The sequence below is a fragment of the Streptomyces sp. NPDC091279 genome (assembly GCF_044757465.1).
Classification (GTDB): domain Bacteria; phylum Actinomycetota; class Actinomycetes; order Streptomycetales; family Streptomycetaceae; genus Streptomyces.
On sequence record NZ_JBIVVA010000004.1, the window covers coordinates 315,474 to 341,415 of the forward strand.

Annotated in this window: 23 protein-coding genes and 1 pseudogene; 11 read left to right on the forward strand and 13 right to left on the reverse strand. The window is 72.5% G+C overall.

The genetic code is table 11. The features are described 5' to 3' along the window. Window positions 1-125: 125 nt before the first annotated feature. Window positions 126-492, forward strand: a pseudogene (locus tag ACIQOU_RS11835) (TetR/AcrR family transcriptional regulator); the annotation flags it as partial. A gap of 47 nt (window positions 493-539) precedes the next feature. Here the strand turns inward: ACIQOU_RS11835 and ACIQOU_RS11840 are convergent. Continuing rightward, window positions 540-1,793, reverse strand: a complete 1,254-nt coding sequence (locus tag ACIQOU_RS11840) for a glycosyltransferase (protein WP_401536246.1) — start codon at window positions 1,791-1,793, stop codon at window positions 540-542. Between the two features lie 214 nt (window positions 1,794-2,007). Here ACIQOU_RS11840 and ACIQOU_RS11845 point away from each other — a divergent pair, with 214 nt between their 5' ends. Beyond that, complete coding sequence (locus ACIQOU_RS11845; protein ID WP_401536247.1) at window positions 2,008-3,951, forward strand: RICIN domain-containing protein; 1,944 nt, start codon at window positions 2,008-2,010, stop codon at window positions 3,949-3,951. Between the two features lie 108 nt (window positions 3,952-4,059). Here the strand turns inward: ACIQOU_RS11845 and ACIQOU_RS11850 are convergent, their stop codons facing one another. Next, on the reverse strand, window positions 4,060-4,329 hold the full coding sequence (locus tag ACIQOU_RS11850) for a hypothetical protein (protein ID WP_401536248.1): 270 nt from the start codon (window positions 4,327-4,329) through the stop codon (window positions 4,060-4,062). Between the two features lie 116 nt (window positions 4,330-4,445). Here ACIQOU_RS11850 and ACIQOU_RS11855 point away from each other — a divergent pair, with 116 nt between their 5' ends. Then, window positions 4,446-4,730, forward strand: a complete 285-nt coding sequence (locus ACIQOU_RS11855; RefSeq protein WP_401536250.1) for a hypothetical protein — start codon at window positions 4,446-4,448, stop codon at window positions 4,728-4,730. Between the two features lie 83 nt (window positions 4,731-4,813). On the opposite strand, the gene ACIQOU_RS11860 is transcribed toward ACIQOU_RS11855, so the two are convergent. Further along, a complete protein-coding gene (locus ACIQOU_RS11860; RefSeq protein ID WP_401536251.1) occupies window positions 4,814-6,568 on the reverse strand; it encodes an ABC transporter ATP-binding protein in 1,755 nt (584 codons plus the stop codon). A 277-nt stretch (window positions 6,569-6,845) separates the two neighbouring features. Between ACIQOU_RS11860 and ACIQOU_RS11865 the strand changes: the two genes are divergently transcribed. The 4 genes from ACIQOU_RS11865 to ACIQOU_RS11880 all read left to right on the forward strand — a co-directional run bounded on the left by ACIQOU_RS11865 (window position 6,846) and on the right by ACIQOU_RS11880 (window position 10,029). Then, window positions 6,846-7,931 (forward strand): S-(hydroxymethyl)mycothiol dehydrogenase, encoded by a 1,086-nt coding sequence (locus ACIQOU_RS11865; RefSeq protein WP_401536253.1) that lies wholly within the window; start codon window positions 6,846-6,848, stop codon window positions 7,929-7,931. After that, entirely contained in the window at window positions 7,931-8,560 is a 630-nt protein-coding gene (locus ACIQOU_RS11870; RefSeq protein ID WP_401536254.1) for an MBL fold metallo-hydrolase, read from the forward strand. Before ACIQOU_RS11865 ends, ACIQOU_RS11870 begins: the two co-directional genes overlap by 1 nt. 63 nt (window positions 8,561-8,623) lie before the next feature. Continuing rightward, window positions 8,624-8,998, forward strand: coding sequence for a DUF4180 domain-containing protein (locus ACIQOU_RS11875; RefSeq protein WP_401536255.1), 375 nt, complete (start codon window positions 8,624-8,626; stop codon window positions 8,996-8,998). Between the two features lie 116 nt (window positions 8,999-9,114). Then, entirely contained in the window at window positions 9,115-10,029 is a 915-nt protein-coding gene (locus ACIQOU_RS11880; protein ID WP_401536256.1) for an SDR family oxidoreductase, read from the forward strand. 103 nt (window positions 10,030-10,132) lie between these two features. Here ACIQOU_RS11880 and ACIQOU_RS11885 read toward each other — a convergent pair whose 3' ends face one another. Further along, entirely contained in the window at window positions 10,133-11,524 is a 1,392-nt protein-coding gene (locus ACIQOU_RS11885; RefSeq protein WP_401536257.1) for a pyridoxal phosphate-dependent decarboxylase family protein, read from the reverse strand. A 220-nt stretch (window positions 11,525-11,744) separates the two neighbouring features. Between ACIQOU_RS11885 and ACIQOU_RS11890 the strand changes: the two genes are divergently transcribed. Beyond that, entirely contained in the window at window positions 11,745-12,443 is a 699-nt protein-coding gene (locus tag ACIQOU_RS11890; RefSeq protein ID WP_401536258.1) for a L,D-transpeptidase, read from the forward strand. Between the two features lie 30 nt (window positions 12,444-12,473). On the opposite strand, the gene ACIQOU_RS11895 is transcribed toward ACIQOU_RS11890, so the two are convergent. The 4 genes from ACIQOU_RS11895 to ACIQOU_RS11910 are packed head-to-tail and all read right to left on the reverse strand — an operon-like array spanning window position 12,474 to window position 16,932. After that, the gene (locus ACIQOU_RS11895; protein ID WP_401536722.1) at window positions 12,474-13,676 is read right to left on the reverse strand and encodes a Gfo/Idh/MocA family protein; all 1,203 of its coding nucleotides are present in this window, start codon (window positions 13,674-13,676) and stop codon (window positions 12,474-12,476) included. A 38-nt stretch (window positions 13,677-13,714) separates the two neighbouring features. Then, entirely contained in the window at window positions 13,715-15,064 is a 1,350-nt protein-coding gene (locus tag ACIQOU_RS11900; RefSeq protein ID WP_401536260.1) for an extracellular solute-binding protein, read from the reverse strand. Between the two features lie 10 nt (window positions 15,065-15,074). After that, entirely contained in the window at window positions 15,075-15,995 is a 921-nt protein-coding gene (locus tag ACIQOU_RS11905) for a carbohydrate ABC transporter permease (RefSeq protein ID WP_401536723.1), read from the reverse strand. 28 nt (window positions 15,996-16,023) lie between these two features. Continuing rightward, a complete protein-coding gene (locus tag ACIQOU_RS11910) occupies window positions 16,024-16,932 on the reverse strand; it encodes a carbohydrate ABC transporter permease (RefSeq protein ID WP_401536261.1) in 909 nt (302 codons plus the stop codon). A 166-nt stretch (window positions 16,933-17,098) separates the two neighbouring features. On the opposite strand from ACIQOU_RS11910, the gene ACIQOU_RS11915 reads away from it, so the two are divergent. Then, complete coding sequence (locus ACIQOU_RS11915) at window positions 17,099-18,247, forward strand: ROK family protein (protein ID WP_401536262.1); 1,149 nt, start codon at window positions 17,099-17,101, stop codon at window positions 18,245-18,247. Window positions 18,248-18,366: 119 nt separating this feature from the next. After that, on the forward strand, window positions 18,367-18,552 hold the full coding sequence (locus ACIQOU_RS11920) for a hypothetical protein (protein WP_401536263.1): 186 nt from the start codon (window positions 18,367-18,369) through the stop codon (window positions 18,550-18,552). A gap of 171 nt (window positions 18,553-18,723) precedes the next feature. Here ACIQOU_RS11920 and ACIQOU_RS11925 read toward each other — a convergent pair whose 3' ends face one another. Further along, a complete protein-coding gene (locus tag ACIQOU_RS11925; RefSeq protein WP_401536264.1) occupies window positions 18,724-20,100 on the reverse strand; it encodes a S1 family peptidase in 1,377 nt (458 codons plus the stop codon). A 113-nt stretch (window positions 20,101-20,213) separates the two neighbouring features. Further along, window positions 20,214-21,044 carry an SAM-dependent methyltransferase gene (locus ACIQOU_RS11930; RefSeq protein ID WP_401536265.1) on the reverse strand — a complete coding sequence of 277 codons (831 nt, stop codon included), beginning with the start codon at window positions 21,042-21,044 and terminating at the stop codon, window positions 20,214-20,216. A gap of 158 nt (window positions 21,045-21,202) precedes the next feature. Here ACIQOU_RS11930 and ACIQOU_RS11935 point away from each other — a divergent pair, with 158 nt between their 5' ends. Next, on the forward strand, window positions 21,203-21,595 hold the full coding sequence (locus ACIQOU_RS11935) for a PPOX class F420-dependent oxidoreductase (protein ID WP_401536267.1): 393 nt from the start codon (window positions 21,203-21,205) through the stop codon (window positions 21,593-21,595). Between the two features lie 49 nt (window positions 21,596-21,644). On the opposite strand, the gene ACIQOU_RS11940 is transcribed toward ACIQOU_RS11935, so the two are convergent. The 3 genes from ACIQOU_RS11940 to ACIQOU_RS11950 form a co-directional block, all read right to left on the reverse strand. After that, window positions 21,645-24,413, reverse strand: a complete 2,769-nt coding sequence (locus tag ACIQOU_RS11940) for a hypothetical protein (protein ID WP_401536269.1) — start codon at window positions 24,411-24,413, stop codon at window positions 21,645-21,647. A 152-nt stretch (window positions 24,414-24,565) separates the two neighbouring features. Continuing rightward, window positions 24,566-24,982 carry a Zn-ribbon domain-containing OB-fold protein gene (locus tag ACIQOU_RS11945; protein ID WP_401536725.1) on the reverse strand — a complete coding sequence of 139 codons (417 nt, stop codon included), beginning with the start codon at window positions 24,980-24,982 and terminating at the stop codon, window positions 24,566-24,568. Between the two features lie 155 nt (window positions 24,983-25,137). Beyond that, window positions 25,138-25,818, reverse strand: a complete 681-nt coding sequence (locus tag ACIQOU_RS11950) for a TetR family transcriptional regulator (RefSeq protein ID WP_401536726.1) — start codon at window positions 25,816-25,818, stop codon at window positions 25,138-25,140. Between the last annotated feature and the right edge of the window lie 124 nt (window positions 25,819-25,942).

Consider the following 25,942-nt stretch of genomic DNA (forward strand, 5'->3'; position numbering starts at 1 on the left):
CGCGCGGCCCCCGACCGGGTGGCGCGCCCCCCGCCCCGGGGGGGGGGGGGGGGGGGGGGCCCCCCCCCCCCCCCCCCCGGGGGGCGCGGGCCCCCCCCCGGGGGGGGGCCCCCCCCCACGGCCGCGACCGCCCGCTGGCCGAGCGGACCGCCGCGCTCTTCGGCGCCTACGCGGCCTTCGTGAGCGGCGATCCACGCCGGATACGGATCACCTTCGTCGAGATCATCGGCGTCAGCCCCCGCCTGGCGGAACAGCGCCTGGCCCGCCGTTCCCGCGGGGTCGACCTCAGCTGCGCCGAGGCCGAGACCGCCGCCGCGCACGGGGAGGCGGCGCCCCGCGACTACCGCATCGCCGTGCGCGGCGTTCATCGGCGGCGTCAACGGCCTGCTGCACGACGGGAACGCGGGCTGGGTGCACGCCACCCTCGTCGTCGTCGTCGACGAACTCGTCGGCCGGCTCCTCGCCATCCTCCGCCCCCGCGACGGGACCCCACCGACCCACCGACCCCTACCTCGTGACCTGGGCGGACCCCAACGCCGTTACAGAGAACCGGAGTTCAGCCGGTCCACCGCCTCCCGTACCGGTGTCACTCCGTCCTGGGCCCGGATGCGCGCGCCGTGCTCCCGGGCCCGCCGCCCGAACGCCGGGTCGGTCGTCGCCCGGGTCAGGGCCAGGGCGAGGGTGTCCGCCGTGAGGTGCCTGAGCGGCAGGGCGCGGGGTGCCACGCCCAGGCGGACCAGGCGCGACGCCCAGAACGCCTCGTCGAACTGGATCGGCACCGGCACCGCCGGGACCCCGGCCCGCAGCCCCGCCGCCGTGGTGCCCGCGCCCGCGTGATGGACCACGGCGGCCGTCCTCGGGAACAGCAGGGCGTGCGGGACGTCGTCGATGGTCAGCATGTCGTCGCCGTGCGCCGCGAGCCCGCCCCAGCCGCGCTGGATCACCCCGCGCAGCCCCGCCCGCCGCAGCGCCCGCACCACGGCCGCGCTCAGCCGCTCGGGGTGCGGCACGGTCGCGCTGCCGAGGCCGACGAAGACCGGGGGCGGCCCCGCGTCGAGGAAGTCCCGCAGCGCCGGGGGGAGTTGGGCGGCCCCGTCGTAGGGCCACCAGTAACCGGTGATGTCGAGACCCGGGCGCCAGTCCCGGGGGCGCGGCACCACCAGGTCGCTGAACCCGTGCAGGACGCGCGGCGCCCGCCGCTCCCGGGCCCGCCAGGCCGCCACGGCGCTCAGCGGCGGGAGCCCCAACTGCCGTCTCAGGGCGGGCAGGGCGCCCGCGAAGACCTGCTCCACGGCGAGAGCCACCCCGTGTCCGGCGAGCCGGTTGCCGTGCGCTCCAAAGGACCGGTCCGTCAGCATCGGCGGCGCGAACTCCCGCGTGGCGGCGAGGGGTTGGAGCGGCACATCGAGGCTCGGCAGGGCGAGGCCCTCGGCGACGGTGTGGCCGAGCGGGGCCACCGGCGCGGAGAGCAGGAGCAGGTCGCTGGAGCGGGCGGCGGCCACCAGCTCGCCGGTCATCCGGTCGACCAGGGCCCGCGCCATCCCGACCGCCCGCACCAGCTTGCCGACGCCGGTGGTACTGCGGTGCAGCCCGCGCCCGCGAGCGGAGTGGAGTTCGGCGTGCGGGTCGACCGGCAGCGGATGGAACCGCACCCCGGACCCCGCGACGAGGGGCTCGAACCGGGCGTGGGTGACGAGCGTGACCTCGTGTCCGGCGCGGGCGAGCCCGTGCCCGAGGCCGGTGTAGGGGGCCACGTCACCCCGGGAGCCCGCGGTGATGATCGCTACTCGCACGTCGGCCAGTATGCGGCCGCCGACGGCGCCCGGTGACAACCCCGGTGACAACAAGGCCTCCCTGTCGGTCACTTCGCGCCTGTCACAACCGTTGACTTCGGACGGTCGGCGGCTCTAATTTCGGCCCGCGACGCGTTCGGTTCTCCGATCCTCGTTCGAAATCTCGACACCCTGGGACATTGCCACCCCGGGGTCCCCCTGTCGAAGGAGCCGCATGTACGCCCCACCGCGCACGCCCCGCAGACCGCTCGCCCCTCTCCTGGCGCTGGTCCTGGCCGTCACCGCCGCGCTGCTGTTCGCCGCGCCCGCCCCGGCGCGGGCCGCGACCAGCCGTCAGATCGCCGTGCCCACCGCCCCGATGGGCTGGGCCTCCTGGAACAGCTTCGCCGCGAAGATCGACTACAACGTCATCAAGAAGCAGGTCGACGCCTTCGCCCGGTCCGGACTGCCCGCCGCGGGCTACGACCACATCAACATCGACGAGGGCTGGTGGCAGGGCACCCGCGACAGCGCGGGCAACATCACCGTCGACACCGGCGAGTGGCCCGGCGGCATGAGCGCCATCGCCGACTACATCCACAGCAAGGGCCTGAAGGCGGGCATCTACACCGACGCGGGCAAGGACGGGTGCGGCTACTACTACCCGACCGGCCGCCCGGCCGCGCCCGGCAGCGGCAGCGAGGGCCACTACGACCAGGACATGACGCAGTTCTCCCGATGGGGCTTCGACTTCGTCAAGGTCGACTGGTGCGGCGGCGCGGCCGAGAAGCTGGACGCGGCGAGCACCTACCAGTCGATCAGCGACGCCGTCTCCAAGGCCGCCGCCACCACCGGGCGCCCGCTGACCCTGTCCATCTGCAACTGGGGTGAGCAGAATCCCTGGAACTGGGCGCCGGGCCAGGCCCCGCTCTGGCGCACCAGCACCGACATCATCTACTACGGCAACGCGCCGTCCATGACGAACCTGCTCTCCAACTTCGACCAGACCCTGCACCCGACCGCCCAGCACACCGGGTACTACAACGACCCCGACATGCTGATGGTCGGCATGAGCGGCTTCACCGCCGCCCAGAACCGCACCCACATGAACCTGTGGGCCGTCTCCGGCGCCCCCCTGCTGGCCGGCAACGACCTCACCACCATGACCTCCGAGACCGCCGGCATCCTCACCAACCCCGAGGTCATCGGCGTCGACCAGGACGCGCGCGGACTCCAGGGCGTCAAGGTCGCCGAGGACACCGCCGGACTCCAGGTCTACGGCAAGGTCCTGTCCGGCACCGGCAACCGTGCCGTCGTCCTGCTCAACCGCACCTCCAGCGCCCAGAACATCACCGTCCGCTGGTCCGACCTCGGCCTCACCAACGCGTCGGCGACCGTCCGTGACCTGTGGGCCCGCGCGAATGTCGGCTCCTACGGGACGAGTTACACGACCAGCGTCCCGGCCGGCGGCTCCGTGCTGCTCACCGTCACCGGCGGCACCGAGGCGGCGAGCAGCACCTACACCGGCACCTCCGCCTTCTCCGGGGTGAGCGCCACGAGCACCGGCGTGAAGGTCGTCGACGTCGCCTACACCAACAACACCGCGAGCGCCCGCACCGCGACCCTCAAGGTCAACGGGCAGGGCTCCACCGCCGTCTCCTTCCCGCCGACCGGCTCCTCACAGGGCACCGTCTCCCTCCAGGTCGGCCTGGCCAAGGGCTCCGCCAACACCCTGACCTTCACCGGCGCCCCGACCCTCGCCGACCTCACGGTCCGCCCGCTGCCAGGAGCCGACGGCAACCAGGTGATCGGCGGCCAGTCGGGCCGCTGCCTCGACATCGACGACAACACCCTCACCAACGGCACCCAGGCCCAGCTGTGGAGCTGCGAGGGCGGCCAGAACCAGGCCTGGACAGCCACGTCCCGCAAGGAACTGGTCGTGTACGGCACCAAGTGCCTCGACGCCTACAACCAGGGCACCACCGACGGCACCAAGGTCGTGATCTGGGACTGCAACGGCCAGAACAACCAGAAGTGGACCGTCGGCGGCAACGGCACCCTCGTCAACGTCAACTCCGGCCTCTGCCTGGACGCCTACAACAACGCCACGTCCAACGGCAGCCCCCTGGTCCTGTGGACCTGCAACGGCCAGAGCAACCAGAAGTGGACCCTCGACTGACGCTCCCCGCGCGGCCCGTCCGAACCCGCCGGACGGGCCGCACCGCGAACCGACGAGGTCAGAAATCGAACCCGCGGCCCAGGGTCGTACCGATGTGGCGGCCCCGGCTCACCGGCGGCGCAGGTGCCGACTTTGGGCGGCAGGCGGGCAGGGGCGGGGCCGGGCCGCCGTCAGGGCCCGGCGGAGCAGAGCGGCCGAGACCAGGCGGCCCGCGCTGGCGAAGGGGCCGGGTCGGCGGCGGCCTCGGGTGATCCGTGCCGAGAACGTCCAGGTCAGCCGGGACGTGACGGCGATTCCCGGGGCTCGATCGGTCAGCCGGCCCATGTCCGGGCCCGGGTGGGTGCGGCGAGGGTCATGGTCGCCTCCTTCACGGCTCACCTTCGAGGCTCCTCCGGCCGGGGCGCCCAGGCAAGCGCGGGGCCGGTGCTCCGCCTGTCGGGTGAGGGGCGCCCGGTGCCCGTGACCGGCGGGCGCGGTCCGCCGTTGCTGAGGGCATGATCTCAACACGTCGTATGGTCGCCGCCGTTGGTCTCGCCGCCGGGCTCGCCGGTCTCGCCGCCCCGCTCGCGTCCGCCGCCGAGCCCGCCGCGGACAGCGGCAAGATCAACCCGATGGCGATGCTGGACTCGCTCACCACAAAGGAAATCCCCGCCCAGCACCAGGCGAACCTGCCGAAGCCGTCCCAGCAGCTCAAGGAGCTGAACGGGCTGAACAACCTGCAAGAGGTGGGACAGGTCCTCGCCCCGGCCGCGCCCGTCCTCGGACTGCTCGGCGCCTAGCCGTCACCGCACACCTGACGAGGGCCGCCCGGTACGCACCGGGCGGCCCTCGTCATGGGGGGAGGCAGGCGACGGGGCCGTGCTCAGCCCGTCGTCGCCAGGAACTGGGTGGTCGCCAGCTCCGCGTAGAGGGGATCGGCGGCCACCAGTTCCCGGTGGGTGCCGACCGCGCGGACCCGGCCCGCGTCCATGACGACGATCCGGTCGGCCGCCGTCACCGTGGACAGCCGGTGCGCGACGACCAGCACCGTCGTCTCCCGGGCCACATCGGCGACGGTGTCCCGCAACGCCGCCTCGTTGACGGCGTCCAGCTGCGAGGTCGCCTCGTCGAGGAGCAGCAGCCGGGGCCGGCGCAGCAGGGCGCGGGCGATGGCGACGCGCTGCCGCTCACCCCCGGACAGCTTGGTGCCCCGGTGCCCCACCAACGTGTCGAGCCCCTTGGGCAGCCGGGCCACCAGACCGTCGAGCCGGGTCGTCTTCACCACCTCGTCGAGCGCGTCCTCGCCCGCCTCCGGGTTGCCGAGCAGCAGGTTCTCGCGCAACGAACCGGACAGCACCGGCGCGTCCTGCTCCACGTACCCGATCGCCGCCCGCAGCGCGGGCAACTCCCAGTCGCCGAGCGGCCGTCCATCGAAGGTGATGGTGCCGGACGCGGGATCGTAGAACCGTTCGATGAGCGAGAACACCGTGGTCTTGCCCGCGCCGGACGGGCCGACGAACGCCGTCATGCCCCGGGCCGGCACCGTGAACGTCACCCCGTGGTGGATGTAGGGCAGGTCGTCGTCGTAGCGGAAGCGGACGTCCTCGAAGGCGAGGGCGGCCGGTTCGGCGTCCGGGGCGGGCAACGGGCTTGCCTGCGCGGCCGGTTCGGCGGGCAGGGCCAGCGACTCCTGGATACGGGCGAGCGCGGCGGAGCCCGCCTGGTACTGGGTGACCGCGTTGACCACCTGCTGGATCGGCGCCATCAGATAGAACACGTACAGCAGGAACGCGACCAGGGTGCCGACGTCGATCGCCCCCGTCGCCACCCGCGCCCCGCCCACCGCGAGCACCGTGAGGAACGCGATCTGCATCGCGAGGCCCGCCGTGTTGCCCGCGGCGGCCGACCACTTGGCGGCGTGCACGCTCTGCCGCCAGGACTCCTCGGCGGCCGCGTGCAGCGTGCGTTCCTCGCGGTGTTCGGCGCCGGACGCCTTGACCGTGCGCAGCGCCCCCAGTATCCGTTCGAGCGAGGCACCCATCGCGCCCACCGCGTCCTGCGCCCGGCGGCTCGCCCGCTGGATGCGCGGGAACATCACGCCGATCACCGTGCCCGCGCCCACCACCACCGCGAGGGTGACCCCGAGCAGCACCGGGTCCACGAACCCCATCATCACCACCGTCGCGACCAGCGTCAGCCCGCCGGTGCCCAGGCCGACCAGGGAGTCGGTGGTGACCTGGCGCAGCAGGGTGGTGTCCGAGGTGATCCGGGCCATCAGGTCACCGGGCTCGCTGCGGTCCACGGCGGTGATCCGCAGTCGCAGCAGATACGACGACAGGGTGCGCCGCGCGCCGAGCACCACGGACTCGGCGGTGCGCCGCAGCACATACGAACCGAGCCCGCCCAGCGCCGCGTTGGCGACCACCAGCGCCGACATGGCAAGGAGCGCGCCGGTGATGGCGCGGTCGTGGGACAGGTCGTCGATCAGCCCCTTCGCGACCAGCGGCAGCAGCAGCCCGGTCACGCCGGTGAGCAGGGAGAGGAACGCGCCCGCCGCCAGGGCCCTGCGGTGCGGCCGCACATACCCGAGCAGGAGGCGCCAGGCGGGCGGGACGGGCCGGGACTCTGCGACGCTCACGGCGCTCCTTCGGGTCGGCGGAAGCTCTCAGGCTACGTCGGCCCCGGCAGCGGTCGGCCCGGCGGGCCATCGGTTCCGGAGGAGCCGGAGGAGCCGGAGGAGCCGGAGGAGGGGGAGCGCGGCGGGTGTTCCGGGCCCGCGTGCCCCGGGCGGACCCACCTCCCCGGGCGGATCGGGGCCGGGATGGCGGTCGGGGCGGCCTGGAACCGTCTCCCTACTGATCAGTTGCGCGTAGGGTCAGGGCACACACACCGGCCGACGGAAGGGGTCCAGCACCATGGCGCAGGAAGTACGGGGCGTGATCGCACCGGGCAAGGACGAGCCGGTGCGGGTGGAGACGATCGTCGTACCCGACCCCGGGCCCGGCGAGGCCGTCGTCCAGATCCAGGCCTGCGGGGTCTGCCACACCGACCTGCACTACAAGCAGGGCGGCATCAACGACGAGTTCCCCTTCCTGCTCGGCCACGAGGCGGCCGGCGTCGTCGAGTCCGTCGGCGCGGGCGTCACCGACGTCCAGCCCGGCGACTTCGTCATCCTCAACTGGCGTGCGGTGTGCGGCCAGTGCCGCGCCTGTCTGCGGGGCCGCCCCTGGTACTGCTTCGACACGCACAACGCGAAGCAGAAGATGACCCTCACCGACGGCACCGAACTCTCCCCGGCGCTCGGCATCGGAGCCTTCGCCGAGAAGACCCTCGTCGCGGCCGGCCAGTGCACCAAGGTCGACCCGGCCGTCGCCCCGCAGGTCGCCGGGCTGCTCGGCTGCGGCGTGATGGCCGGCATCGGCGCCGCCCTCAACACCGGCAACGTCGGCCGCGGTGACACCGTCGCCGTCATCGGCTGCGGCGGCGTCGGCGACGCGGCGATCGCCGGGGCCGGACTCGCCGGTGCCGCCAAGATCATCGCCGTCGACATCGACGACCGGAAGCTGGAGACCGCCCGCACCATGGGCGCCACCCACACCGTCAACTCCCGTACCAGCGACCCGATCGAGGCGATCCGGGACCTCACCGGCGGCTTCGGCGCCGACGTCGTCATCGAGGCCGTCGGCCGCCCGGAGACCTACCGGCAGGCCTTCTACGCCCGCGACCTCGCCGGCACCGTCGTCCTGGTCGGCGTGCCCACCCCGGAGATGAAGCTGGAGCTGCCGCTCATCGACGTGTTCGGCCGCGGCGGCGCCCTGAAGTCCTCCTGGTACGGCGACTGTCTGCCCTCGCGCGATTTCCCGATGCTGATCGACCTCCACCTCCAAGGCCGCCTGGACCTGGGCGCGTTCGTGACGGAGACCATCGAACTCACCGACATCGAGAAGGCCTTCGAGCGGATGCACGACGGTGACGTCCTGCGCTCGGTGGTGGTCCTGTGATGGCCGCGCGCATCGAACGCCTCGTCACCTCGGGCCAGTTCACCCTGGACGGCGGCACCTGGGACGTCGACAACAACGTCTGGATCGTCGGCGACGACCATGAGGCCCTCGTCATCGACGCCGCCCACGACGCCGACGCCATCGCGGCGGCCGTCGGTGACCGGCGCCTGGTGGCCATCGTGTGCACCCACGCCCACAACGACCACATCGACGCCGCGCCCGCGCTGGCCGACCTGACCGGTGCCAAGATCTGGCTGCACCCCGACGATCTGCCGCTGTGGAAGCAGACCCACCCCGACCGCGACCCCGACGCGCATCTCGTCGACGGCCAGGTCATCGAAGCCGCGGGCGTCGACCTCCGGGTGCTGCACACCCCCGGGCACGCGCCCGGCGCGGTCTGTCTGCACGACCCGGGGCTCGGTGCGGTCTTCACCGGCGACACCCTCTTCCAGGGCGGGCCCGGCGCCACCGGCCGCTCCTACTCGCACTTCCCGACCATCATCGACTCGATCCGGGACCGGCTGCTCACCCTGCCGCCCGAGACCGAGGTGCTCACCGGCCACGGCGACCCCACCACCATCGGCGCCGAGGCCCCGCACCTGGCGGAGTGGATCGCGCGCGGCCACTGACCCCGTCCGGGCCACCGGAAACCCCGGTGCCCGGCGGACCGGCCGCCGTTACGCTGCCTTGTCATGACCACTGACACGCTCGTGACGCTCCATGACGTCCCCGTCCTGCGCTGCGCCCCCGACGGCCCGGCGCTCGACGGCGAACAGTCCGCCCTCGATCTGATCGGGGACGCCATGGGGCAGGGCGCCGAACTGGTCGTGCTGCCCGCCTCCCGAGTCACCGACGCCTTCTTCCAGCTCAGGTCGGGTGTCGCGGGCGCGGTCCTCCAGAAGTTCGTCGCCTACCGGGTCCGCCTGGCCGTCATCGGTGACCTCTCCCACCACCTCGCCGACAGCTCCGCGCTGCGTGACCTCGTCCACGAGACCAACCAGGGCGGACACATCTGGTTCCTCCCCGACGACGACGCCCTCGCCGCGAGACTCCGTGGAGCGCGGTGACCGACAGGGGATCAGCCGGAACGGCGTGAGACGCGCCGAAAAGGCGACAGGAGATGTCCGGTTTCCCCGGCAACCTGATCGGTGACCGCACGGACAGGAACAACGGGAGGTCGGACATGTCCGCACCACTGAAGGACAAGGTCGCCCTGGTCGCCGGGGCCACCCGAGGCGCCGGACGCGGGATCGCGGTGGAACTCGGCGCGGCCGGTGCCACCGTCTACGTCACCGGACGCACCACCCGCGACCACCGCTCCGAGTACGACCGCCCCGAGACCATCGAGGACACCGCCGACCTGGTCACCGAGGCCGGCGGCCACGGCATCGCCGTCCCCACCGACCACCTCGAACCCGACCGGGTCGCCGCCCTCGTCGAGCGGATCGCCACCGAACAGGACAGGCTCGACGTCCTCGTCAACGACATCTGGGGCGCCGAACACCTCTTCGCCTGGGACACCCCGCTCTGGGAGCACGACCTCGACGACGGACTGCGCCTGCTGCGGCTCGCCGTCGAGACCCACGCCGTCACCAGCCACCACGCCCTGCCCCTGCTGCTGCGCCGGCCCGGCGGACTGCTCGTCGAGATGACCGACGGCACCGCCGACTACAACCGCGCCACCTACCGCAACAGCTTCTTCTACGACCTCGCCAAGACGGCCGTCCTGCGGATGGCGTTCTCGCTGGGCCATGAACTCGGCCCGCGCGGGGCCACCGCCCTCGCCCTGACCCCGGGCTGGCTGCGCTCCGAGATGATGCTCGACCACTTCGGGGTCACCGAGCCCACCTGGCACGACGCCCTCGACCGGGTCCCGCACTTCGCCATCTCCGAGAGCCCCCGCTACGTCGGCCGGGCCGTCGCCGCCCTCGCCGCCGACCCCGAGGTCGCCCGCTTCAACGGCGCGTCCCTCTCCAGCGGGGGACTCGCCCAGGAGTACGGCTTCACCGACCTCGACGGCAGCCGCCCGGACGCGCTGCGCTACCTCGTCGAGGTACAGGACCCGGGCCGCCCGGCCGACGTGACCGGATACCGGTGACCAGAACGCCCGCAAGCCCCCTGCGGTCACCGTGGGTTGCCGCGCACGACCGGCAACAGGGCGGCGGGACAAGGGAGTTGCAGAGGGGAGCGGTCGGTGTGGCTCAGGCGCGTGCCGCCCGTGTCACCGCCGCCGCGACCCGCTCCACGTCCGCCTCCGTCGTGCTCCAGTTGCTGAACGCCGCCCGCAGCGCGGGAGTTCCCCGGTACACCGTCGGGGTGAGGAAGGCCTCGCCGCTCGCGGTGACCGCCGACGCCAGCGCGGCCATCCGCTCCGGGCTCGCCCCGGTGGCCGACGTGAAGCAGACGACGTTCAGCCGGACCGGCGCGAGCAGCGTCAACTCCGGCGCGCTGTCCAGACGTTCACCGAGGGCACGGGCGAGAGCGACGTTCCGTTCGACGATCTCCCGATGCCCGTCGCGGCCGTAGGCCTGGAGGGAGAACCAGGCCGGGAGGGCCCGCAGGCGCCGGGAGTTCTCCGGGGTGAGGTGCAGGAAGTCCGGCTCTGCGGTGGGGAGTCCGAGGTAGGGCGAGGCGTTGTGGAACACGGCGACCTGGAGGTCACGGCGCCGGGTGAACTGGATCGCCGCGTCGTAGGGCACGTTCAGCCACTTGTGCAGGTCGACGCAGACCGAGTCGGCCGCGTCGAGCCCGGCCACCAGCGGCGCGTGGGCCGGACTGAGCGCGGCGAAGGCGCCGAACGCGGCGTCCACATGCAGCCAGAAGTCATGTCGTTCCTTGAGCGCGGCGATGGCCCGCAGGTCGTCGAAGTCGACGGTGTTCACCGTGCCCGCGTTCGCCACCACCAGCGCCGGACGGCCACCGAGCGCCGTCAGCGCGGCGTCGAGCGCCCCCACATCGACGGCCTCGCGGTTGCCCTCCAGCAGCGGCACAGGCCGTAGTTGGTCCCGGCCGATGCCCAGCACCGACAGTGCCTTGCCCACGCTGGAGTGCGGGCTTCCGGACAGCACGTCCACCGGGCCCAGCGCGGCCACCCCGGCCCGCGACACGTCCACGCCCAGCCGCTCCCCGAGCCACTCCCGGCCGACCGCGAGGCCCACCGTGTTCGACACCGTCGCCCCGGTCACGAACGCCCCCGTGTGCGCCGCGCCGAGCCCGAACAACTCCCGCAGCCAGCCCACCGTCTCGTGCTCAAGGGCGGCCGCCCAGGAACCGGCCGCTCCGGACACGTTCTGGTCGTAGGCGCTGGTCAGCCAGTCCCCGGCGACCGAAGCGGGCGTCGCGCCACCGGTCACGAACCCCAGATAACGCGGCCCCGCCGACCCCGAGAACCCCGGCGCCCACCGCTGCGCGAACCGTGTCAACGCGCCCGCGCCACCCGTCCCCGCCACCGGCAACGGCACGGCCGGGGGCGCCGCACCGGGCTGGGCGACGGGCCGTTCGGCGAGCCCGGCCAGCTCTTTGGCGGCGAGATCACGGGCGGACCGGAGCAGTTCGGGAAGCCGGGCGAGGTCGTCGGCGAGGGCGCGATGCATGAGGCGAGGGTAGGTCCGCCACCCGGCCGGGAACGCGGGCCAATCCTGGAAATGCGGCTTGTTTCGCATCCTTCCCGGTCCTACTGATCACACGGTAATGTCACCGTTTCGTCGCAGAGCCGCCGCGCCCACAACCGATCCCGACCGACGCCGGTCCAGTGAGCGGGGATCGCAGTTCAGCGACCACACCCTGACCACTCCACGCGAAAGGCGAGACGGCATGGGGGACATACGCAGACGGGGAGCCGTCGTCCTGGGGGTCACCGCGCTGGTGGCACCGCTCACCCTCGCGCTCGGCACCGCGCCGGCGCAGGCCGCGACGGGCTGCACCGCACCGACCGGGCCCTACCAGAAGCAGGTCGAGAAGTTCCTCGGCCGCCCGGTCGACGGCAGACAGTCCGTCACCGACTGCAAGGCGACCAAGGCCTTCCAGACCAAGCACGGCATCACCCCCAACGTGGGCTACGCGGGCCCGGTCACCTGGGGCGTGATGACCCTGATGAACAAACAGAAGGCCGTCGGGAAGACCCCGAACAAGGCCGGCACATGCCCCACCAACAAGGGCCGCATCGCCTGCGTCGACCTCACCCTCCAGCTCAGCTGGATTCAGGACGGCAAGAAGCTCGTCTACGGCCCCGTCCCGGTCCGCACCGGCCGCGACGGCTACGAGACCCGCACCGGACTGAAGAAGATCTACTGGCGGCACATCGACCACGTCTCCACGATCTACGACGTGCCCATGCCCTACAGCCAGTTCTTCGACGGCGGCCAGGCCTTCCACTCGGTCGGCGTCAGCATGTGGAACCCGCCCGGCTCCCACGGCTGCGTCAACATGACCACCACGGCCGCCAAGAAGTACTGGTCCCTGCTGCGCAACGGCGACGACGTCTACGTCTACGGCCGCAAGCCGGGCACCTGATCCCACCGGGCGCCCGGCCCACGGACGCGCTCACGCCTGCGGCGCGTCCCCGAAGTCCGGGATCGCCAGCCGTGCCCCGCCCTGCCGTGCCGACGCGTGCGCGACGATGCCCGGCAGGGTGTAGCGGGCCGCCACCCACGCGTTGACCGTCGGCAGGGTCCGGGTGGCGACGGCCCTGACGAAGTCGTCCACCAGGAAGTGGTGGCTGCCCTCATGGCCGTTGTGCAGACGGTCGAACGACCGTGGCAGCCGCTCCCGGTCGTGCACGGGCGCCGAGCCGGAGGTGAACGCGGCCCGCAGGTCGGGGGCGATGTGCTGGAGCGAGGGGTCGTCGGGGGACATCGTGGGCTTGGGCTCCAGAAGTTCGCTGATGTCCTGCACGCCGTTCTTGTCCTGCCACAGCGCGACCGTCGCCAGCTGCTCCATGCTCGCCTCGGTGCCGAAGAAGCGGAACCGGGACTCCCGGATGTGCGAGGGGTACCCCACCCGCCGGAACTCGTTGGTCCGGAACGACCCGCCGCCCGCCACCTCGAACAGCGCGGTCGCGTTGGAGAAGTCGTTGTCGAACTGGCTCACCGACCGGTCGAAGACACCGTCGCCCCGCTGGTCCACCACCCCGATCGCCGACACGCTGACCGCGTGCGTCTGCCAGGCGCCCAGCACCCCGCCCACCGAGTGCGTCGGGTACAGCAACGGCGGATAGCTGGCCGTGGCCTTCCAGTTGTCGCCGCCGCTGTACTGGTACGCCTCGTAGAAGCCGAGGTCCATGTCGTGCACGTAGTCGCCCTCGGCGTAGAAGAGCCGCCCGAAGGCGCCCTGGGCCATCTGGTTGCGGGCGTGCACGGTCGCCGGGACGTACTGGCTGGTCTCGCCCATCATGTAGGTCAGGCCGGTCTCCTTGACCGCGTCGATGATGGCCGCGACCTCCTCGGTGGTGATCGCCATGGGCACCGCCGAGTACACGTGCTTGCCCGCGCCGAGCCCCTGGAGCACGAGCGGGCCGTGCGTCCAGCGCTGGGTGAAGAGGGCGACGGCGTCGACGTCCGGTGACTCCAGCATCGCCTCGTAGGACTCGAACGTGCCGGTGAGGCCCTGGGCGGCGGCGAGCCGCTCGGCCCGCTCCGGCAGCAGGTCGGTGACATACACGTCACCGACGCCGGGGTGGGCCAGGAACAACGTGGCGAACTGGCCGGAGAACTGACCGGCACCGACGATGCCGAGGGAGAACGTCATGGTGGGGGTGCCCTTCGAGGATGGGTGGGACGGCTCGGTCACTGGCCGAGGATCAGATTGATCTGGCGGTTGGTCGAGGACAGGCCCGCCACCGAGCCGCCGCTCGCGTAGACGTCCTGCATGGCCGGGTGCATCAGCGCGAACACGTCGGCCGAGTGGTCGGTGATCGGGAACGAGAACGTGGTCGAGTCCGCCGGGTCGGTGACCGGCTCGGTGAACGCCGACATGTCGACGCCCTTCTTCCGGTAGGCGGCCACCGCCGCGTCCGTCCCGGCGGGGGTCGCGGGCAGCACGATGCCGTAACTCCCCACCGTCTTCTGGCAGTCGTCCGACGCCAGGTACCGCACCCACGTCAACGCCCCCGCCTTGTTGCGGGCGTTGCGGGTGACGGAGTCGGCGAGACCGTTCAGCATGGTGGCCCGCTCGCCCGTCGGGCCGGTCGGCGTGCGGGCGGTGGCGGCGTCGACGCCCTTCATCCCGGCGTACGTCGAGATCATCCAGGCGCCGTCGAACGCGGCGGCCGCCTGCCCGGAGGCGACCTGCACATTGGCCGGGTTGGACTGGGAGTTGAAGGCGGAGATCGGCACCATGTACCCCTTCTTCACCAGCCCGAAGTACCACGAGACCACCGACGTGAACGTGGCGCTGTCGTACCGGTACGCGGTGCCCCAGCGCTCCTTGTCCGTATAGGTCCAGCCCGCGGAGGCGGCGAAGGTGCTCCACTGGGTCTGCCCGTCACCGTCGCCGCCGCCGTTGCTCGCCAGCCCGTACACCTTCACGTGGCTGCGGTCGAAGCCGGGTTCGTCGCCCCGCCTGCCGTTCTCGTCGACGGTGAGCCGGGCGATGGCCTTCTCGAAGGTGCCGCCGTCCTTCGGGTTCCAGGAGAGGTTCTCCAGTTGGTCGGCGTCGAGCCCCACGGCCTTCGCCCGCTTCGTGTCGTAGACCAGCGCGACCGTGTCCCAGTCCTTGGGGGCGCCGTAGCGATGCCCGTCCTGGCCCGTCCAGTTGGCGGCCAGGCCCGGCTGGTAGGCGTCGTCCTTGAGACCCAGGCCGTCCAGGGGTTCGAGCACCTTCAACTCGGCGAGCTGGCCGAACTTCGAGATGTGGTCGGTGAACACGTCCGGCTGCGTCCCGGCGATGAGGCTCGCGGTGAGCTTCGTCCAGTAGTCGTCCCAGCCCATCTGCGTGATCCGCACGTCCAGTCCGGGGTTGTCCTGCTCGAACCCCCGGGCGCAGGCCTGGTAGGCGGGCAGCTGATTGGCGTCCCAGAGCCAGTACGACACCGTCCGCGACGACGCCCCCGGCACCGAGCCGCCCGCGCAGCCGCTCACCAGGGCCAGCGCCAGCGCACCGGCCGACGCCGCCCCCCTCCGCAATCCAACGCGCATGTGAGTCCCCTTACTTGATGCCGGTGAAGCCGATGGAGCCGACGATGCGGCGGGCGAAGAAGCCGAACAGCGCGAGCATCGGCAGGGCGGCGATGAGGGTGGCCGCCATCAGCCCCGACCAGTCGACGCCGGACTGCGGAGTCTGGCCCCGGAAGATCGCCAGGGCGACGGTCAGGACGCGGGAGCGGTCGCTGTAGGACACCATCAGCGGCCAGAAGTAGTCGTTCCAGGAGGTGATGTACGTCAGCACGGCCAGCGTCGTCACCGGGGTGGCCGCCATCGGCAGCAGCACCCGGAAGAAGACCCGCACCTTCCCGGCGCCGTCCAGCAGCGCCGCCTCCTCGACCTCGGCCGGTATGTTCAGGAAGAACTGGCGCAGGAAGAACACCGCGAACGGCGTCATGAACATCGTCGGCAGCGCGATCCCCACCAGGCTGTCCACCAGGCCGAGTTGCTTGATCAGCACGAAGTTCGGCAGCAGCGTGAAGAGCGCCGGGACCATCAGCCCGGCCAGGAACAGACCGAACACCGTGTCCCGGCCCCGCCAGCGCAACCGCGCGAAGGCGTACGCGGCCATCGCGGAGAAAAAGATCTGACAGACCGTCACCAACGTCGATACCAGCACCGAGTTGAGCAGATAGCGCCAGAACGTCAGCCCGCCGCCCGCGCCGCCCTGCGCGATCGCCTCCTCGGCCGACTGGAGGCCGAGCGCCCGCTCGAAGCCGCCGAGGCTCACATCGACCGGCAGCGGATCGGCGGGGTCGGCGGCCAGGCCCGCGTTGGTGGACAGCGCGGTGCGCAGAATCCAGTAGAACGGCAGCAGGGTGACCAGGACGATCACGCCCAGCGCCGTCCACGCGGCGATCCGGCCGAGTGAGGGCCGGTGGGTGGAGAGGCGGGCGGGTGCGGGTGCCGTTCTCACGGCGGTCATGCCGGTCATGCGGTCGGTTCCTTCCCCGTCAGCCGAGGTCGCTGCGGCCGGCCCGGGTGAGCCGGTATTGCAGGACGGTGATCGCGCTCAGCACCACGAGCAGGGCCACGGACATCGCCGAGGCGTAGCCGAACTGGAAGCGGCCGAAGGCGGCCCCGTAGATGTAGTACTGGAGGACGTTGGTCGCGTTGCCGGGGCCGCCGAAGGTCGTCACCGCGACCGTGTCGAAGACCTGGAACGACCCGATCACCGTCATGATCAGCACGACCGCGAGGACCGGCCGCAGCAACGGCAGGGTGATCCGCCAGAACATCCGCCCCTCGCCCGCCCCGTCCACCCGCGCCGCCTCGTACAGGGTGTCCGGGATCGCCTGGAGCCCGGCGAACAGCAGCAGCGCGGTGTAGCCGACGTGCCGCCACACGTTGATCAGCGCGAGCGTCGGAACGGCCCAGGTCTCGTCGGCGAGGAACGCGATCCGGTCGAGGCCGAGCCCGGCGAGGATCTGGTTGCCGATGCCGAGTTGGGTGTCCAGAATCCACAGCCAGACGATCCCGGCGACGACGTTCGACATCAGATACGGCATGAGCACGATCCCGCGCAGCAGCGCCGAGCGGGTCAGCCGCTGCACCAGGACGGCGATGGCCAGCGCCGACACCGTCTGGACGCCGATGTTGACGAGCACATAGCCGACGGTGACCCGCAACGAGTCCCAGAAGACGGGGTCGTGGACCATCCGCACGTAGTTGTCCAGGCCCACCCACTCGGCCGGGGTCAGCAGGTTGAACCGGGTGAAGCTCAGCCAGACGCCCCGCAGGGTCGGCCAGAGCAGGAAGACCACGAAACCGAGCAGCGCCGGTGCGAGGAAGACGGCGGCGAGCCGCCCGTCACCCCTCGGCGCCGAGGGGCGCGTCGGTGGGCTGCTGGAGGCCATGGTCATCGGGAGACTCCCTTGTCTCGGCGGCGCATCCTCGGGGCACTTACTTTTGGGGTGGAAGAATCAAGCCGTCAAGAGGTGTGCGGAACCTTTTCCCTGGCGGACTTTGACCGCTACAGTGAGTTTGTTGGTTTCAGAGCAAAAGAAATGGTGGGGGAGTTCGCCCTTCATGACCACAGCTGCCGCCAGCTGGCTGCCGCTCAGCCCCGGTGAGCGGGCGGTGGCGATCGAGGTGCTCGTGGGCGGCCCGCTCTCGCGCACCGACCTCGCCCGGCGCCTCGACCTCTCCGCAGGCAGCCTCACCCGGCTGACCAAACCCCTGATCGAGTCGGGCCTGCTCGTCGAGGCCGACGCCCTCGCGGAGAGCCGGCAGGGGCGCCCCTCGCAGCCCCTCGACATCGTCGCCGAGTCCCGCTCCTTCCTCGGCTTCAAGATCACCGAGGACGCGGTCTACGCCGTCGTCACCACCCTCAGAAGCGACATCGTCGCCCGCCACGCCCGCCCGCTCACCACCCACGAGCCCGCCCGGGTCGCCGACCTGGTCGCCGAGATGGCCGCCGAACTGGCCCGCGCCCACCCCCGGTCGGCCGGGATCGGCATCGGCGTCGGCGGCCATGTGTCCGACCGGGCCGTGGTGGGGGAGTCGCCGTTCCTCGGCTGGCACGACGTCCCGCTCGCCGCCCTCGTCGAGGAACGCACCGGGCTCCCCGTCGTCGTCGAGAACGACGTGGCCGCCCTGGTCGAGGCCGAGACCTGGTTCGGCGCCGGACGCGGTCTGGACCGTTTCGTGGTCCTCACCATCGGCGCGGGCGTCGGCTACGGGCTGGTGCTGGGCGGCACCCGGGTGCGCGCCGCCGAGCAGGACCGGGGCTTCGGCAGCCACTGGATCGTCGACCCGCACGGGCCGCTCACCCCCGAGGGCGAGCGTGGCAGCGCCCTGTCCCTGCTGACCGTCTCCAGCATCCGCTACCAGGTCGGCGCCGCCACCGGCCGCGACCACGGCTACGAGGAGATCCTCGCCCGCGCGGACGCCGGGGAGCCGATGTGCGCCCGGGTGATCGACGAGGCCGCTCGCGCGCTGGGCACCCTTGTCGCGCAGATCGCCAATTTCGCGATGCCGCAGAAGATCCTGCTCGCCGGGGAGGGCGTCGGGCTGATGGATGTGGCGGGGAACACGGTGCGGGACACCATCCGCCGGCTCCGCCATCCGCTGGCCGACCCCGTCGCGCTGGAGACCAAGGTGTCCGACTTCCACGACTGGGCCCGGGGCGCCGCGGTGCTGGCCATCCAGGTGCTCGTGCTGGGCGCCGACCGGTGAGCGGGGCGCGCGGGGATCAACTGGCCGCCGATCATGGTCAGATGGACGTGATCAGCAACACGGTCCGATATGTCGGGTTTACTCCTGATCACTCACAGCGCCTTCACCTTGCTGACCGTATGCTTCACATCATGTCCACCACTGTTGAACCCGGCTCCGAGCGATCGGCGGACGAGGTCAACGAGGAGATCCGGGCCCTGTGGCGCCGGTCGGGCGGGACACTGAGCGGCGAGCAGCGTGCGGAGTACCAGCGCCTCGTCCTGGAGTGGGCCGCCGCGGTCCCCCAGCCGGCCCGAGCGGCCTGACCGGCCTGACCGGACCCCGCCGAGCCTCGACGACCAGCCCGACCCCGCTTCCATCGAGGGCACCCACCAGCTGGGTGCCCTTCTTCTTGCCCTCCGCCCCGGACTCCCCGGGATTTCCGTGGCCCTGCCCGCCGTTCGCGGCGCCCCGTCCGCAGGGCTCGCCCGGCCCGCTCATCCCCAGGTCGCCGAGTAGTACCGCTGGTACTCCTTGCGGTCCTGCTCCGCTCGGAAGTACCGGGTGCCCACCAGCGCGATCAGACTGCCCCCGATCACCAGCAGGCCCGGGCCGATGGTGTCCGGGTCGGTGAGACCGGCCAGCAGCGAGGAACCGCCCGCGCCGCCCGTCGACGGCGTCGAGGAACCCGGCGAGGTCGAGCCCGGGGCGAGCGCGGCCTGCGTGGCCGGGGCGGACGGCGTGCCCGAGGGGGTCCCGCTCCGGTCGGCGGCGGCCTGCTTCGCCACGATCAACCGGACGTTCAACGCGGCCATCGCCTTCGTCACCGGCTGGAAGAACGTCGTCCCGCCCGCCGTGCAGTCGCCGCTGCCGCCCGAGGTCACGCCCAGCGCGATGCCCTCCGAGAACATCGGGCCACCGCTGTCGCCCGGTTCGGCGCACACGGTGGTCTCGATCAGACCGGTCACCGTGCCCTCGGGGTAGTTCACCGTCGCGTCGAGACCGGTCACCTGGCCGTCGCGCAGCCCGCTGGTGCTGCCGCTGCGGAACACCCGCTGCCCCACCGTCGGATCGGCCACGCCGGTGATCCGCACCCCGTTGCCGTCCCCGATCGCGACCACGTCCGCACCGGCGCCCGCGGTGCCGCTCGCGTACTGGACGAGGGAGAAGTCGTTGCCGGGAAAGCTCTGTTCGACCGTCGTGCCGAGCTGCTGGCTGGCCTGGCTGCCCGCGAACCAGGTCGACCCCTTCGGGCCGCAGTGCCCGGCGGTGAGGATGAAGTCGGTCGTGCCGTTGGTGACGTTGAACCCCGCCGAACAGCGCCCGCCCGTCGACAGGATGGGCTGCGCGCCGTTCAACCGGGTGGTGAACGTGCCCTTGGTGCGCTCCATCCGCACGAAGTCACCGATGCCGGAGGCCACGTCTGTCATCCGCGACCAGTCGGCGGAGGAGACGGTGCTGTCGCCCTGCACCACCACCCGGTTGGTCCGGTAGTCCACCACCCAGGCCGTGCCGGGCACCTTGGGCGCCGCCCGCAGCGTCGCCGCCGCCCGCTGGAACTCGTTCATGCTGTGCGACACCACCTTGGCCACCGCCCCGGCCCGCCGCACCTCGGCCGCGGCCTCGGCGTCGGTCACCGCCACCACCGGGCGGCCCTCGTCGTCGACCCAGTGGCCCGCCGTGCGGGACGTGCCGAGCGTGGACACCAGCGCGGCGCCCGCCTCGTCGGTCGACGCGCTGAACGGCACGGCGGACGTGTCCGCGGGCTCGCTCGCCAGGGCGGCCTGCGTCACCATCGTTCCTCCGAGGAGAAGTCCGCCGACCGCCGCGCACCGCGTCGCTCGCCGGACGATCCGTCGTCGTGCGTGCCTCATGCCTGACTCCCGAACCCGATCACACGGCGTCAACACCGCCGGGTCCTCCGGTCGTCGCGGACCCGCCCCTCCATACGCGGCCGGGAAACGCAGCGTTCAGCGGGCCGGAGTTCTCACTCCTTGCGGCCCACCCCGCCGAACATCGCGACCTCCGCCGCCTCGCCCCCCTCCGCCGGGTCGGGCCGCCAGCGCGAGCACGACACCACCCCCGGATCGAGGAGGTGGAGCCCGTCGAAGAAGCGGGCGACACCCGCCGGGGTGCGCTGGGTCAGCTCCGGGGTGCCGTGCGCGTTCCAGAACCGCACCGCCGAGTCGATCTCCGGCATCCCGGGGGAGACGACGGTGTGGGACAGCACCAGATGGCTGCCCGGCGCCAGTGCGTCCATCAACCGCCGCACGATGCCGTACGCCTGCGCGTCCTCCCCCACGAACATGACCACGCCCAGCAGCATCAGGGCGACCGGCCGACCCAAGTCCAGGGTGGCGGCGGCCTGTTGGAGGATCGCGTCGGGGTCGCGCAGGTCCTCCTCCAGGTGGTCGGTGCGGCCCTGCGGCGCGCTCGTCAGCAGCGCGCGGGCGTGCGCCATCACCAACGGGTCGTTGTCGACGTAGACCACCCGGGCGTCCGGGGCATGCCGTTGGGCGACCTCGTGGGTGTTCTCGGCCGTGGGCAGCCCGGCGCCGATGTCCAGAAACTGCCGTATCCCCGCCTCGGCTGCCAGATGGCGCACGGCCCGCCCGAGGAAGAGCCGGTCGGCGCGGGCGTAGGCGCCGATCTCCGGGTGCAGCGCGCGGATGCGGTCACCGGCCACCCGGTCCACCTCGTAGTAGTCGCCGCCGCCGAGCCAGTAGTTCCAGATACGGGCGGTGTGCGGCCGCAGGGTGTCGATCCGGCCGCGCAGCAGGGCGGCGGAATCCTCGGCGGCCGACGGGTGCTCCGTCACGGTGGTGCTCCTGGAGTGCCTCGGGTGGGGGTACGAATCGAGTCAACCGGCAATCTAGACCGGTTCGTTCACCCCTGCCGAGAGTCCGGCGCGATGTTCTCGTCCCTCGGACGGCACACACCGGGCGGATACCGGGAGCCGCCTCTAGACTCGGCGGTATGGACGACACCACGCTGGAGCGGCTCGGGGCCGGGAAGTACCTGCTCGTCACCAGTTTCCGGAAGAACGGCAGCCCCGTCGCGACCCCCGTGTGGGTGGTCAGGGACGAGGCCACGCTCGGGGTGTGGACGGTCGCCGACTCCTGGAAGGTGAAGCGCATCAGGGCCCGCGCCGATGTCCTGGTCGGCCCCTGCGATGTGCGCGGCAACCCGACCGGCGAGCAGGTTTCGGCCACCGCCGAGATCACCGACGAGGCGACCGCCGTCCGCTACCGGCAGCTCCTCGCCCGCAAGTACGGCATCTTCGGCCGCCTCACCCTGCTGGGCAGCCGACTGCGCCGGGGCGCCACCGGCACCGTCGGCATCCGCATCGCCCTCGACACCCCCGCATGACGACGCCGCGCGGCCCTGGAGAAAGGGCCGCGCGGCGTTGCCCGTCAGGTCACGGCGCGTCCAGCACCGTTCCCGTCAACTCGGCCCCGCCGTCCTGCGGTTCACCGCTGTCGTCGACGAACAGGATGCGTACCGACTCCTCGGGCTCGGCCACCTCGTCGGTCACCGTCGGCAGGCTCAGCTCGCCGGTGAGCCCGCCCTGGCGCACATTGGTCCACAGGGACAGCGAGGCCACCCGCGACAGCGGCAGATCGGTGCCCGGCTCCACGTCGGCGTGGGAGGCGAGCCACCCGGGGTCGACGTCCCGCGTCGACAGCTCGGCCCCGTCGGCCGGCGGCCGCGTCGCGAACGTCACCCCGAGACCCACGTCGGCGGCCTCGGACAGGGTCAGCCTCCAGGTCAGCGGCTGCCCCTCGGTCACCCGGTCCGCCACCGGCGTCACGGTGAACGTCGGCATCGGGTCGTCGTCCTCGACGCTGATCCCGCCCCGGTGCGCGCCGACCACCGCGCCCCGCACGGCCTTGACGACGACGTTGTGCTCGGCGCCGTAGGAGTAGCGGGTGTTGCCCGTCACCTCCACCGGTACGTCGATGTCCTGGCCGCCCGGACGCACGGTCACGAGCTGCTCGACGGCGGTGCCGTTGCGCTGGACCACGTACACCCGGACCTGTCCGGTGCCGGCGCCGGTGACCTGGACGGGCACCCGGTAGGTCCGGACGCCTGAGTCGCCCTCCTGGACGGTCGTGCGGCCGAGGTCGACCCGGGGCAGCGCGGCCTCCCGCACCGCCGGGGTGCCCGCCCGCCAGCCCCAGGCGTCCATCAGCCAGACCTTGCCGGTGTCCGAACGGGGCGTCAGTTCAAGGGACGTGATGTGCCGGAGGTCGAGTCCGGCGGCGGTGGCCGCGCTGAGGGGGACGCGTAGCTCGCGGGCCCAGTAGGACGCCGTGCGAGCGGAGCCGGGCAGTCCGTCGACCGTCACCTCACCGAGCGGGGCCCGCTGTCCCGCCGCGTCGGTGACGGCGACGTCGAGGCGGGTGCCGGTCGAGTTCGGCGGCACGATCATCCGCAGCGCCAACTCCTCGGCGCCGTCGAGCGAGACGGGCGCGGCGGGGGTCATGGCGGCCGGTGACCCGGGTGCCGTCCAGTCCAGGGCGACGGCGCCGCGGCCGACCTCGTTGGCCGTCTCCCACGTCGCGAAGTGCGGGGACAGGCCGGGCTTCGCGGGGTCGAGGCAGACCGTGTCCCGGTCCGGGTCGATCGCCGAGCAGAGCCGGGCTCCCACGACGCCGATCCCGTCGTCCGGCAGGAAACCACCGGCGCGGGCGGCACCGACGGCGTGGGTGAGCACGCGCGCCGGGTCGGCCGACGGCGCCCGGGTGCCCGAACCGTCGAGGAGCGGGCGGGCGTTGTCGTCACCGGCGAGGAACAGCCGTGCGGCGGCGGCGATGTAGGTGCTGCCCGCCCGGTGCTGCTGGTCGGCGGTGAGCCGGGTCGCGGTGCCCGGCGAGCAGACCGCGTCCGGCCGTTCGGGGTCGTCGTAGAAGTCGTCCCAGGCGGGCGCCTCGGCCTGGCCCGGGGTCCACTCCGTGTTGAAGAAGTTGTGGTCGGCGCCGACCATGTACACCGCGCTGTGCAGGGCGGCGCCGTCGCTGACGCCCCGGGTGCCGTCGACGTAGACCTCGCCCTGGAGGTCCAGGACATCGCCGTCGCAGCCCGGCAGGATCGTCGCCGAGGGGACGTCCGCGACCGGGTTCTGGCCGAAGAGCGTGGGGCCGATCAGGACGGTGCCGCGGATGTGCCAGCCGACCGGGCCGTGGTAGCCGTCCTGGTCGGCGGGCGGCGGGTAGAGGGAGTCCAGCGCCGCGCGGTTGACGCCCTCGCCGCCGCGCGAGTGGCCGACCAGCAGGACCCGGTCCAGGTCGGCGGCCGGGGCCTCGCGGACGGCCTCGGGGGCGGTGGCCGGGTCGGCGGCCCAGTCGGCCCAGTCGGCCAGGTGCCGCCGGATCAGGGAGGAACGGGCCTGGGCGCCGCCGTCCTCGACTGTGCCGTCCTGGGCGTTGATGCCGTTGGCCGAGATCGACACGGTCACATAGCCCTGGGAGGCCAGCAGGCGCTGGTCCTGGAGGTAACCCCGGTAGCTCGGCACCGGCGCGGAGCCCTCGGGGCAGGGCCACTGGTCGGACGTGTCGTCGCCCTGGTAGCAGGTGACATGGCGGCCGTGCAGGAACAGCGCCAGCGGGCGCTTGCCGGGGGCGTTCTCCGGGGCGACCACCACGGCCTGCATCTCGACCGGCTGGGGGTAGCCGGGCAGCCGGACCGGGTCGAGCGTGTAGGCGCCGGTGGTCGTGGTGTAGGCGCCGGGCTTCCCCGGGTCGACGGAGTTCGCCGGGAGCTTCGCCGGAAGCCGGGCGGCGAGGGCGGCGCGGTTGCCGACGGGGGTCTCGGTGCGGCCCGCCGCGTCCACCTCACGCCCACCGGACCGCACCTGAAGGTCCGTCAACTCACCTGTGCTCTGCTGCCGTTGGAGATCGAGGCGGAAGGTCCGCCCGTCCTTGCCCGGCTTCGGGGTGCCGAGCAGCCGGTCACCGGCGTAGAAGTCGACCCGCGCGTCGCCCATCGGCACCGGTGCGGTGGACCGCCAGACCAGCTCCCGGTCCGTCCCCTCGCCGGTCAGCCGCCAGCCCGGTGCGAGCGTGCCGTCGGCCGCCGCCGGGACGGGTCTGACCCCGGGTTCGGCCGCCTGGGCCGGGCCGGGTGCTCCTGCCGTCACCGCCAGGACCGCTGCGGCGATCACCCCTATGTATCGGGTGTAGGTCAAGAGGGGTCCTCCTCGCAGATCCGCGCTCAGGCGCCCCGTGGGTCACAGGGGCCGCGCGTGTGAGGGAGGACGTGCGAGCGAGACGGCGGGTTGTCGATGCGCCGAGATCTGACACGTAACTAACAACTGGGCCACGCGAGTTGGGGGATTCGTCAGGTCCAGGCCCGAATCGGCTCGTCGATCAGCTGGAACACCGGCTCGCCGCGCACCGCGTCCCGGGCCGCCGTCAGCCGGACCCGGGCGCCGTTGTCGATGGCGATGAGCGGGCCCGTGACCCGGCCCCGGACGACGAAGCCCTCGGCCATCTCGACCAGGGAGACATTGCGGGCGGCGGGGGAGTTGCGGTGCACCACCGTGGCGTGCCGGATCGTGCCGGTGCCCGCGCTGCGTTCCGTGCGCAGGTCGCTGCCCTGGCAGACCGGACAGAGCAGCCGGTGGTACATGGCGGTGCCGCACCAGGTGCAGCGCTGGAAGAGCAGGGCGTCCCGGTCCGCCGTCGCCCGGGGCGCGAGGGTGCCCGCAGCGGAGCCGCCTGCCGTTCGGGCCACGCTTCCTGAGTGGTGGTACACGCTGGTCAACTCCCTGCGCTCGGGCCGGAATCCGCGTGCCGGGGCGCCGTGCACGCACATGCCCGGCCCTGGGCGCGGCCGTGCACAGCGCCAGCGTATGGCACTCAGTGCCACCCGTAAAGACACTCCGTTCCGCCACCACCGCGGATCTCCGCTCACGGGGTGCCGAGCGCCGACTCGACCTCCTGGACGACCCGCCACATCGGCGCTCCCCGGCGGGCGACGACGACCACGATGTCGTCCCCGGCCCGCGCGGCGGCGGCCACGGCGGGCGCCGGGACATCGGCGGCGAACGCCGCCCGGACGTAGTCGAGCGCGGGGCCGACCGTCGCGCCCGCGTCGCCCGCCCCGTCCGAACGCAGCCAGGACCGCAGGGCGTTGTTGTGCGCCGCGACCACCGCCGCCGCGATCACATCCGCCCGCAGCTCCCCGTCGCGGCTGCCCGCGAACCGCGCCCGCAGGTAGGCGGCGAGTGCGCGCTCGTAGCGCCACACCACCGACAACTCGTAGGCGCGCAGCCCCGGAACCTCCATGGTGAGGCGGTAGCGCTGCACGGAGAAGGCCGGGTTCTCGGCGTACATCCGCAGCACCATCCGGACCGCGTCGCACACCCGCCGCACCGGCTCGGCGTCCGGCGCGCTCGCGGCCAGATGGGCCGTCAGGTCGGCCAGGCACCGCTCGTGGTCGGGGAAGACCACGTCCTCCTTCGAGGGGAAGTACCGGAAGAACGACCGCCGTCCGACCCCGGCGAGGGCCACGATGTCGTCGATCGTGGTCTGTTCGTAGCCACGCTCCAGGAACAGCCGGAAGGCCGCCGCGACCAGCGCGTCCCGCATGGGCGGCTTCCCCTCGACCAGGTCACCAGGGCTCATGCCGGGAACGTAGCACCAGCAGCTGAACGATGGCACTCAGTGCAGCCTCCGGAGGGTACGCGGTGCAGCTGAACTTCCGGCGCCGCCG